Source organism: Chamaesiphon sp., assembly GCF_041737865.1.
In the GTDB taxonomy this organism is placed as follows: Bacteria; Cyanobacteriota; Cyanobacteriia; order Cyanobacteriales; family Chamaesiphonaceae; genus Chamaesiphon.
In genome coordinates, this window is the sequence record NZ_JBGSQZ010000070.1 from 1 (window position 1) to 10,876 (window position 10,876).

Sequence of the window (10,876 nt, forward strand, 5' to 3'; positions counted from 1 at the left end):
CTGCTTGCCGTTGATCCTTTATGCCCAAATTAACTCTCAGCAGAGTCAGATTCGGACAGGGGCGTTGATGATTGCTAAAAGAGCGTTTGATGATGTTCGATCGACACCGTTCGACCAATTGCCGATTACGCCTGGGGCAACGATCGAAAGTCCGGTAAATCTAGCTAGACCCACACCAGCAGAGCAGATCTTCACCAAAGCACTAGGGCGACAATATTCAACTAAAGTTACTTTCTGTGCTACTCCATCTGTCTGTACTGCTACGTCTCGTGCTTATAGAGTTGAGGTTTTTTTCAATGATACGGCTACACCGATATATGGCTATCAGGGGATTCAGACGAAGTTCCAGTGATGGCTTTACGATCGCTGAATTAATCGTGAGCATGATTATCCTGAGCATTGTGACTGGGTTGTCTTTAAATGCTTTGGTAGACTGGAATAAATCATTTAGTGATTCTGAAAGGACGACTGATACGGCTCAGAATCAATCGGCGTTACTCGCGATGATTGGGAAAGATATTCAGTTTGCTGGGATGAATATTTTGGATGAGAAGTTTCCAGCGATCGTGATTGAGCCGAATACCGATGTGGATGCGATGCCTGGATCGTCGAAGTTGACGATTCGATCGGCTGTGGTGCCAGCTTTGACATTGTGTGAGGATATTAATAGTGCTTCTATGAATACAACGCTATTAGTTAATACTCCAATATGTGGGTCGCAGAATATGGTGACTGTAACAAATCCGAGTACGATTGCGCGACCTTCGGATTTATTTAAGGCGCGGACTTTTAGGTGTTCTTTGGACGATCCCTCGCTTGATTATAGTGTGAATGATAGAGATTTTTGTCTTAATCCTAAACCAACGCTTGACTCAGAGAAAACCCTTGCTTTTATCTCCGATCGAGCTGGTAGTTATCGAAGTTTTAAATATATTGATGATTTTGATACTGGGAGTGGTTACGCGATCTCGATTGACAGTTTAGCTACTAGTGCTCCTAATGTTAGTGCTACCTTTGGAATAGGAAGTCCTTTATATTTGATTCAGGAAAAGGTATATGTTCTAAATAGTAGTGGAGTTTTATATGTTAATGTAAATAGAGAAGTTGATGGTATCAATCAAATTCTTAATCTCCCCATCTCATCTAATATTAAAGAGTTCTCTGTTGCCGCTCGTGTTTATACTAATGATTTTTCAAGTGTAGATTTGGTAGATGGAAGTTATCTCTCAAGTGCTAGGCGATGCGATTCAACTATTCCTAGTTATATCTGTGATTTTAATTCCAGTGAAGTGGATAGCTGGAAGTTACTCAAAGGTGTACGTTTGCAGGTCGTATCAAAACATAACCCCATTGGCGGAAATCCGCTACCATCAGTTAGCGACATGGATAAGTTGACTAGTTCTGTTGAGTTTTACCCTAGAAATAGTAGTGCAAAATGAGCAAAATAAAAGGTTTTACTTTAATAGAAGTATTGGTTGTTGTGGTGATGATTGGATTTTTATCGGCACTTGCTCTACCATCTATCCTGCCCAAAAATCCTTGGCGTGGGGCAATTTTACAATTAGAAACTGCTGTTAAATTGGCTAGATCGAAAGCACTCTCAACAGGTCGTCCCTATCGAATTTATCCTGTCGATACGTTTGAAGCTGGTTTTGGTACTCTTATCGGGCAAGGAAACAAATTTACGATCGATCAAGGCATTGATGGTGCTAGCTGTAGTTTTTATAGTGCTAATGCAGCTCAGGCAGGCACAGCTCCCTATATTGGGGGTGGTCTTCGTGTAGCAACTCGTGAAGGTAAATGGGTACCCGATCCGAAGTTAAATTTTGAGCTTCCCAAGGATTTTGGGATCTATCAATACATAAGACTTGAAAGTGTTATTCGTACTTCATGGTTACATCCGATATGTATTTTGCCTAATGGATCTATTAGCTCGTTTGGACTATTGCTTTCTCAGTACGATCCATCGATCCGAGGTTTTACTTCAATTATATATTTTAGAGGGTTTAACTCTAAACCAGAGGTATTAATTTGGGATAGGAACTATAATCGAATTCCACTTGATGCAGATGGGCTACCAATGCTTTGAAAATTTCACAGATAATACTTTATCATGAACTACCGCAACTATCTTCTTCGCTATTACCTAATTAGCTCAAAACAAAAAGAGTCAGGCTATGCAATGCTGATTGTTTCTCTAATTATTATTATTCTGCTCGGACTCTTAGCTGCCTTCTTGCGATCGTCCCAAACTTCTCTAGATACAACTAATGCTTTCACAGATGGCAACAATACATTTTATGCGGCTGAGTCAGCCTTAAACAATAGGGCTGAAAAACTGCGCCAAACATTCATTGGTTTTAATCGACCATCAGGTTTAAGTCCAGGGCAAACTTTACCGACAGATCCAGTTACCCAAGCAAATGTGGCAACTTGTTTTATCGCACCCGTAAATGTCGATTCAACAACGGATTTTGGCTGCGAGAATACCTCATCTAGCTATATTGAAAATAGGATAGCCAACGTTTTTGCAAATGCTGGAGGGGGCGGTAGTACTGCAATAGTTACCGATCGAAAGCCCACTAATTATAATGCTTACACATTTGTTACGGATACTACTTCATATGTGGGTACAAGTACACTGCCAAATCCGATCGTCATTCCCGCTGATGAAGTATTTGGGGGACTGAATGCACTGGAGTATAAATATACCGTGTTCGCCTCGGCTGTGAATATAAACCCAGTTAACGAAGCAAGCCCTCTGGATACTGGATTCGCACAGTCGATCCTACAGATGGACATTAAGAATCGAGTAGTACCTCTGTTTCAATTCCAGATCTTTAGCGATCGAGATCTCGAAATCACCAGTGGTCTTAACTCATTATCCGGTAGAGTACATGCCAATGGAAACCTGTATATCCAATCTTACGATTCAACAGGAGTTACCATCAATAAAAAGGTCACATCTGCGGCGGATATCTATAACCGAATTGATTCTAGCTGTACAGAAGTTTCGGGCACCTGTAGCCCTGCTGGGACAATTTCAGTATTGTCCGATGCTTTTCCTGCTTATCAGTCGATCCCATTAACTTTGCCGCAATTGGCGGGAATGTCCAATAACGTCAAGGATTTTAATACGGTCAAGAGTTTGGTAACGCCAGACCTGCCTTTTTTACGGAAGCGCAACTATAAAACGGGTGTGGTCGGGGATTATTTCGGGAAAGCCGATCTAAGAATCGAAATGGTGCCAGATCGCATCGTTCCCTTTGATCTAACCGCGATTCAAACAGGTTCCAGCATTCTCACTGGAGCCTGTAATATTACTCCACCAGTAATGGGGAGCGACCCTAGTATTGACTATATCGACCCCAAGAGGCAAGGGACTAGCCCAGTTTGTGCCAAGCTTAATGTAGGTCAACTGATGAGCTTGCAGCAGCCTGTATTAGTGCTGGCGAAGGGAAATACAGAGGAGGAGGCAAGGTTTTGTCAGGCTAGTGTTGGCGATCGAGTGCGAGATCTGATAAGTTATGGAAGTTACGCAGCTAATCCAACGATGGCGGGGTTATCTGTGGTGCAACAGGATAAAATATTGCAGGCTTTACGGGTAGCGATCGCATCTTCAACTACGCCGCTTGATTATGGAAACGCGATCGGCGCAGGGATATTGCCTGTCGGGGTTAAGGTAATATTTGGTCTTTTACTAACAGATCCTACCTTGGCAATCGGTCTGAGTGGTTTGGAAAGGGCAGCAATAATATCAGCTACTCCAGCTAGTTTAGCCAAAGCGCGATCGGGTTGTTTCTTGCCAGCACCGATTTCATTGGTCAAAACTGGTACTGGAGTTAGCGGGGTATTCGACCAACGCCGGAACCGATCGATGACTGTGCTGCAAACTAATATCGAAAGTTTGACACTTTGGAATCGGGATGGGTGGCATGTAAATATGGGTACCAATCCCTTGGTGACTCCAACTGTAACACTAAGCAACATTACTACATCACTAAATACTTCAACTAATTCTACAAATAGCTTACTGTTTGCCCGTGCTCCAGTCAATGGCAGTACGATCGGTAGCTTCAATTATCTAGGCTTGGGTGCGACCGATCGCACTGAGGGAGGATTAGTAATCCATGCAGTCGTTAACGATAATCTAAGTGGCGATGGATCGGTGGGAGCAGCTACGAATGCTACAGCTAGTGCCTCCGATCCAATTGTCAAAACTTCACCTAAAGACCGCGCTCCCGTTTTGGATAATACTGGAAACCCAGTTGTCTTAGATTACTATCGGAGGTATAAAGGAGGTGCTACTCAACAGAGTCCCTATGGGTTTGCATTTAGTCGAGGGGCAAATTTACCCGCACCTTTGACGATCGCAACTGACCAAGGAGCATATTTGCTCGGAGATTGGAACACAATCGACTATCAGCCAGCTAGCTTACTCGCAGATGATATTACAGCTCTGTCGAATAACTGCGTTAGCCCTGAGACGACAATCGACCCTAACCAGGTGCGGACAGGAGAAATGAACTGTGCGATTCCTGCGACAACAGTTGGAATTGTACCTTGGACTGGTAATGCGATCGGGGATTATACTGGCATTATTAGCAGCAGTACAGTGGGTAGCTTAGGCAAGATGTATAATGCTTTTCAAACTACTTATAATCTAGCATTACTAACTGGTAAAATTGATAGTATTGGGAACACTGGAATTAATAGAGGATCTGCTGGTGGGGGTAGTAATGGTGGGCTTATTAATTATTTTTCACTACTGGAGTTCTGGAGTGCTGATGCTTTATTTTACAAAGGATCGATGCTCCAGATTGGTAATTCACTAGAATCAAATCCCACGTTCAAACGAGCTGGTACATCAGTCTCCTATTATTATCCAGCAAGGTCAACTTTTCGTTACGATCCAAACTTTGACACATTTTTAATGTTACCACCCTTAACACCGCGAAGTGTTTACTTGATTCAATCAGTATTATCGCAATAAATGATAGAGCCAGCAAATTCACAGATTTGCTGGCAAAACTAATAATTGCAGTTATTCAACGGACTGAATGGATTTTTGTCGTTGAACAACCAACTTTTTTATCCCAAATGCTGTAACTAATAACAACCCAGGCACCATTGAAGGCTCAGGAACGGCTGTAGGCGAAACTAGTTGGTCAGTCACTGATACGTTGTCAATGTAGAGGTTAGTAGAGCTATTTCCGCCTCCTTGAAAGATTAGATATTGGATGAGAGGGTTTGCTTGAGCAAATGTTGCCAAATCGGGTGTAACTAGAATTGTTTCTGAAATGGTTTGAAAAGGCGTTCCTGGTGCAGTATACACGGAAATAAAAATACTACCAAGCGTTACTAATAAACCAGAATTAGAATTTCCGCTTCCAGCTAATCTAAAACTAAGGTTTACCGTGTCGCCTGCGTTAAATGTGAAAAGCCTTTTTGACTGTAAGAAACTCGATCCAATGTCTTTTAAATTAGCATACAATCCGTTTCCAGGAAGGACATCATTGAAACCATTACCGACCAAGTTAGTATTACCACTGTCCCAATTGGTGTAGCCAGTATAATTAAGCTTGCCAGCACCACTATTTTCCGTGTCGAAGTTGTCAGAGAGTAATGTGGCGGATTTTGCTGGAGCGGTTGAGATTAAAAGGAAAGCTGCTGATAAAATAGCGAGTGAGAGTTTTGTTAATTTCATGATTATTTTTAGGGGCTGATTACAATCGATAATATCATCCCTGGAGCTTAATATTAATTTTAGGAATTAATATCAGCCAAACTACTTAGACGGTCGTATTATTTAACGCACAAATTAGGAAATACAGAGATAGTTGAGGAGCATCCACTTTCAGACGAAACATAATTATTACGAAGTGAAAATTATATTATGTGGGTTGTCTAAAATGGTCGATCTGCCAAAAGTGGATGCTCCCAATAGTTAGTGGTGTTCTCAGCATAATAAGTATGAGTTGAACTTTAATAAAATAGTAAGATCTCCTTGACAAAGTAATGTGAAATTTTAAAATTTCATATCCTTTGATGTAAAGTTTTTCATTTTTTTGGGTATAATAGGTATAAGAGAAATTTATGTAAGTGTGTAGATTTTATCTTTATTAAAGTATTTAGGATTTTTCGATTTATCTGCATTAAAAGATGCAGATTTTTTGTATAAAGAATTATTATACGTCGGGCAAACTACATATCTTCGAGTTAAGTTTAACAAGTGATAGATAATGTATGTTAAGCTGTCAAACACTTAAAACACTCTTTTTGCCCTCTAGAAATCTTGTCGTAAGGGATTCAGTCAAAAATTTAGATGTAAAACAGCTTATCAGTTTTATGTTAAGACTATGATTTAATACAAGTATCACTAGAATGATATTTTACTTCTAATATCTGGGCATACTAAGTGTGTATGAAAAATTATCAAATTCTGCCATGATTCTAAAATTAGCTAAACTATTCAATTCAATTCTAGTTGTGTTTATTCGTAAATTAACACAATTTCATGTCCGGTTAGCATTTGAAATTTACATTGGTAAGCAGACTTCATCCGCACTAGATCTAGAAGAATTATTCGGACAAGAATCCATCTCAATCGAATCTAATGAATTATTAGATCGAGTAGAAGATCGCCGCAGTCAGGTTGAATCTGTCAAAATAACAGCATCTTCTCTGACTACCGATATTTAGAAATTAGCATTACAAAATTGTCAAAAAATGATTTTAAGCGATATTGTCGAATTGATAATGGCTCATGCTACCAATCAACATCGGGGACTAGTTATGAGTCTTCTTGCGATCGAGGGGAGAAACATGGTAGACACGTTTCAAGGAGTTAGCTATGGGAAAACCCAGGATTTGGAAACACTTGTGTTTATTTCCAAGCATCAACATTTGCTCGATTGGGGGCTGATTGAGGAAATTGAGACATTTAAGCCGCTGTTTGGAACCGATGCTCAAAATACACCGAATTTTAGAACTAATTTATATCTGAAGTTAGCACAAACGTTAATTCACTTCCAAGATGTCGAGCTAAATAACTATCTTGATTGTACGGATATTATTTTAGCCGTACTGAGTAAAGCCAAAGAGAACTCAGTTGGTTATCGAGCAGCCGAACCTACTTTAAATCCAGCGGTATGGGAGTCGATTCAGACTGCTTTTGTAGTAATTGAGTCGAGAGTGTATGATTTTAAAAATAAGTTAGATGAAGGGATGGAAATCCAGGGAATCGAGGCGATCGGGTCGATCGAAGTATTCGATCGAGCGTTGGCAGTTTTAGGAAATGAGCAACTAATCGAGTCGTCGATAGTTAAAATCGCATATCATCACACACTAATGGCGAAAGCTTTTGCCCAAGCGCGACTAGATTGGTTCGATCTGGCGATTGAGAACTATCTAGTTGCGCTAACCTTTTTCACCCGCGAACGAAATCCCCATGAGTGGGCAGAAATTAAGTTAAATCTGGGGGTCTGTTTGCAACGGAGTGAGCTGGCACCGATCGAACTGTCGATCGAGCATTATCACTTTGCGCTGACTATTTTTGAAGGTAACAGTGGGCGTTACCGACGGCAACTTGGAATCACTTATTTTCAACTAGCCCAGTGCTACGATCTAATGTTCCAGCAAACGGGTAAACTGCTGGAGCAACAAAAGTCTACTTACTATGCCAAGTGTGCTTGTAATCACTTTGCGGCATCAGCATTTTCTAACAGCAACCAAAATAGATGAGAGTTGAAGCACTACAAAAAGATTCAGTTAGATTATTTTTAGAGGCAATGGGGAAAATTCCCCTCTTGTCGAAAGAAGAAGAAACACATCAAGCCCACAACTACGGGCGTTACAAGCAACTCATCCAGTTGCGAACTAAACTAGCTGCCGAACATCCCAAGAACTCAGTCTTGATTGAGTATATTGAGATGACAGCGATCCGCGATCGGCTTGCCGCGCAACTAGGTCGCAAACCGACGCTAGCAGCGTGGGCAGTTCAGGCAAATATTTCTGGTGCCAAGCTCAGAACGATCGTTTCTGAGGGCAGAATTCAGTGGGCATATATGAGCGATCTTACCGTCCCAGAGCTGGAATTATGTGAGTCGGCAGGATTAAAAGCGCGAAAAATCCTGATTGAAGCTAATCTGCGTTTGGTAGTATCGATCGCTAAAAGATATCTAGGGCGAGGGCTGGATCTACTAGATTTAATCCAAGAGGGATCGATCGGCTTAGAAAGAGCAGTAGAACTTTTTGACCTTACTAAAGGATATCGATTTAGCACGTATGCTTATCATTGGATTAAACAGGGAGTGACACGGGCTGTTAATAACTACGGCAGGACGATTAGGTTGCCTGTTAATAAGATTGAAACCATTGGACACGTCAAACGTAAGTATCGAGAGCTATTGCTTGAATATGGACGAGTACCGTCATTGAATCAGATTGCGATCGCGTTGAAGATCGATATTGCTGACGTTAAATTGGCAATTGCCAACGATCCGCAGGTGATGTCAACCGATGTGAAAATTGGGATCAAGGAAGATACAGCCCTGATTGACATCATCCCTTCAATGGATCGGGATCTCAGCGATTTGCTGATTAGTGAGGAGATTGCCAAAGTCCGATTACCTCAACTTTTGGCAGAGTTAACCACTGAGCAACAGCAGGTGATTTGTTTGCGGTACGGGCTAAATAATCAGATTCCTCAATCGACAACGGAGACAGGCAAGCTCTTGAATCTCAGTGAGGCGGTAGTTCGGGGAATGGAAAGGAAGGCGATGAAGCAGCTAACGGCTGTCGCTAAAAATTATCAAGATGTTCGGGAGGGGCTAAGTTTATTGAGCTAACACCAGCCATCCGCCATCATAATGTCGATCGATGCCGCGAATTACCGCATCATCGGTGAGATTTTCTAATTCAACTTCGTCTTGCCAATAGCAATCGAGAATCCAGAGTCGTGCGGCGATTATTTGTGATTTCATCCTCGATTCACATCCTTCTTAGAGAGTAGCCATGCAGCCATGAGAATATAAACTCCCATATGGACGAGTAACATCGCCAGATTTAGGGATAAGTTACTCCAAGAGTGAGAATAGGCAACCCCAAACGGAAATGGTAAGTTTGTCAGCTTTGGAGCCAAGCTATTAACGTTAGCGATCGTGCCAAACGCTCCAATCGACCAGCGCGAGATAGTGAAGTAAGAAAGCGTCTGAGCGATGCCTTCTAGCTTAAATAGGGCACCTGAGAAGACAATTTGGGGGATGAGTAGTAGAGCTAATAAACTATTCGCTTGAGAGCTGTTATGTACTACCGCCGATACGAGCAGCCCCAAGCTAAAGCTGGCAACCAGTGTGAGTAAGGATGCAATTGCTATCCCTGATTCCCAAGCTACCAAAGGATCTAGAGGTGCAACAAACCAAGTAGCAATCGCATGAGCGATGAGTACAGCTTGAAAAATCGCCAATAATCCCAGCACAAATACTTTTGCACCCAAGTACGCCCGAACTTTGAGATTCACCGCCCGTTCGCGAGCGTAAATTGCTTTTTCTTTAACTATTTCCTGAAGAGAGCCAGAGAGTCCTACCCACAGACAGGCACAGACAAATACCAGTAGCACTTGGATCGACGCGTTAACATGGTTGCCAGCTACGGCTATGAATGGTTTGACATCCCCAATGGCAACTTTAAGTAAACCGATGCCAACGGGGGCGACGAGAATCGATAGGAGCAGGTTTATTCGATCGCGTCTGGTTAATTTGAGTTGACGATGACAGCAAATTCGCCACTGACGGACAAGATTAGTCTTGGGAGTAACAAAGGATGGAATTGACTTAGATGGGGTGCGTAAGAGGCTGGTAACATAATCTCGGCAATAGCTCGAACCGTGATAGATGGCTTGATATAATCCAATTTTCTCTTCGGTTTCGAGCTTGAGATAGATTTCTGTAAAACTACCACAGCCGAAATACATTGTTGTTTCTCTTGGAGTTCCATAGAAACATAATCTACCACCTCTGCCCAAGAATAATACCCGATCGCAAATGGAGATATTATCGGTCGCATGGGTCACTACCGCCACCGTCCGCTTATCTTTGTGCGCTACATCCCTTAATAATTCCATCATCGAGCGATCGAGTCCTGGATCTAATCCCGACGTGGGTTCGTCGAGTAAAAACAGCTTGGGATCTGCCAGCAATTCAACTCCAATGCTCACCCGCTTGCGCTGCCCACCACTGAGATTAATAATTCTGGCTCTACGCCGATCGGTCATCTGAATCCGATCGAGAGTACGATCGACTACTTCCCTAAGTTTAGTTCCTGCTGGCAAGCGGAGTTTCGCGGCACAGTATAAGGATTCTTCGACGGTTAAGTCAGGATGGACGATATCATCTTGGGGGACATAGCCGATGTGTTGGCGGAACAGATCGTGGTTTTCGCGCAGGTCGATCCCGTTAAGATGGATCGTGCCGCTGGTGGGAGCTTGGTTTCCGAGTAACACTCGCATTAAGGTTGACTTCCCCGCACCACTGCCACCGACGATGGCGATTAGTTGTCCAGGCTCGATCGTAAAGGTGACATCTTCGAGGCGTTTATTGTATTTTGACCCTAACGTAATATTTCGCGCTTCTAGTCGGATGGAATCGATTTCCCAAGGGGAAGGCTCCGCCAACGAACAACTTATCGAACGATCGGGGTTCCTTGAATTAGCCGATCTTGAAAATGTGGTAGAAACCATAGTTATGATACTTATTTACTATTACTCCATTATACTCCGAATTACTCACATTTACTATCGGGTGACATAACCACACGTCAAGCGAGTACGCTATGACGTGGGCTTCCTTGCAGCCCTATTAAGGGTGTACAGGATTTC

At 42.4% G+C, this 10,876-nt stretch carries 10 protein-coding genes; 7 read left to right on the top strand and 3 right to left on the bottom strand.

Annotated features, from left to right (window positions below):
• The 4 genes from ACEW9J_RS05110 to ACEW9J_RS05125 form a co-directional block, all read left to right on the top strand.
• A partial coding sequence (locus ACEW9J_RS05110) for a hypothetical protein (RefSeq protein WP_373544059.1) occupies nt 1-352 on the top strand: 352 nt, incomplete at its 5' end.
• Entirely contained in the window at nt 318-1,439 is a 1,122-nt protein-coding gene (locus tag ACEW9J_RS05115; protein WP_373544060.1) for a PilW family protein, read from the top strand. The genes ACEW9J_RS05110 and ACEW9J_RS05115, both read left to right, overlap by 35 nt.
• On the top strand, nt 1,436-2,089 hold the full coding sequence (locus ACEW9J_RS05120) for a Tfp pilus assembly protein FimT/FimU (protein WP_373544061.1): 654 nt from the start codon (nt 1,436-1,438) through the stop codon (nt 2,087-2,089). The genes ACEW9J_RS05115 and ACEW9J_RS05120 overlap by 4 nt, the downstream gene beginning before the upstream one ends.
• Nucleotides 2,090-2,113: 24 nt before the next feature.
• Nucleotides 2,114-4,993, top strand: a complete 2,880-nt coding sequence (locus ACEW9J_RS05125) for a hypothetical protein (protein WP_373544062.1) — start codon at nt 2,114-2,116, stop codon at nt 4,991-4,993.
• Between the two features lie 51 nt (nt 4,994-5,044).
• Here the strand turns inward: ACEW9J_RS05125 and ACEW9J_RS05130 are convergent, their stop codons facing one another.
• Nucleotides 5,045-5,707, bottom strand: coding sequence for a hypothetical protein (locus ACEW9J_RS05130; protein WP_373544063.1), 663 nt, complete (start codon nt 5,705-5,707; stop codon nt 5,045-5,047).
• Nucleotides 5,708-6,447: 740 nt separating this feature from the next.
• Between ACEW9J_RS05130 and ACEW9J_RS05135 the strand changes: the two genes are divergently transcribed.
• Genes ACEW9J_RS05135 through ACEW9J_RS05145 form a run of 3 tightly spaced genes read left to right on the top strand, consistent with a single transcriptional unit; the run spans nt 6,448 to nt 8,849 of the window.
• Nucleotides 6,448-6,702, top strand: coding sequence for a hypothetical protein (locus tag ACEW9J_RS05135; RefSeq protein ID WP_373544064.1), 255 nt, complete (start codon nt 6,448-6,450; stop codon nt 6,700-6,702).
• A 27-nt stretch (nt 6,703-6,729) separates the two neighbouring features.
• Nucleotides 6,730-7,743 carry a hypothetical protein gene (locus ACEW9J_RS05140; RefSeq protein WP_373544065.1) on the top strand — a complete coding sequence of 338 codons (1,014 nt, stop codon included), beginning with the start codon at nt 6,730-6,732 and terminating at the stop codon, nt 7,741-7,743.
• Nucleotides 7,740-8,849 (top strand): sigma-70 family RNA polymerase sigma factor, encoded by a 1,110-nt coding sequence (locus ACEW9J_RS05145; RefSeq protein ID WP_373544066.1) that lies wholly within the window; start codon nt 7,740-7,742, stop codon nt 8,847-8,849. Before ACEW9J_RS05140 ends, ACEW9J_RS05145 begins: the two co-directional genes overlap by 4 nt.
• On the opposite strand, the gene ACEW9J_RS05150 is transcribed toward ACEW9J_RS05145, so the two are convergent.
• Both ACEW9J_RS05150 and ACEW9J_RS05155 read right to left on the bottom strand, forming a co-directional pair.
• A complete protein-coding gene (locus ACEW9J_RS05150; protein ID WP_373544067.1) occupies nt 8,838-8,984 on the bottom strand; it encodes a hypothetical protein in 147 nt (48 codons plus the stop codon). The two genes, ACEW9J_RS05145 and ACEW9J_RS05150, sit on opposite strands and share 12 nt — an antisense overlap.
• Nucleotides 8,981-10,738 carry an ATP-binding cassette domain-containing protein gene (locus ACEW9J_RS05155; RefSeq protein ID WP_373544068.1) on the bottom strand — a complete coding sequence of 586 codons (1,758 nt, stop codon included), beginning with the start codon at nt 10,736-10,738 and terminating at the stop codon, nt 8,981-8,983. Before ACEW9J_RS05155 ends, ACEW9J_RS05150 begins: the two co-directional genes overlap by 4 nt.
• Nucleotides 10,739-10,876 lie beyond the last annotated feature (138 nt).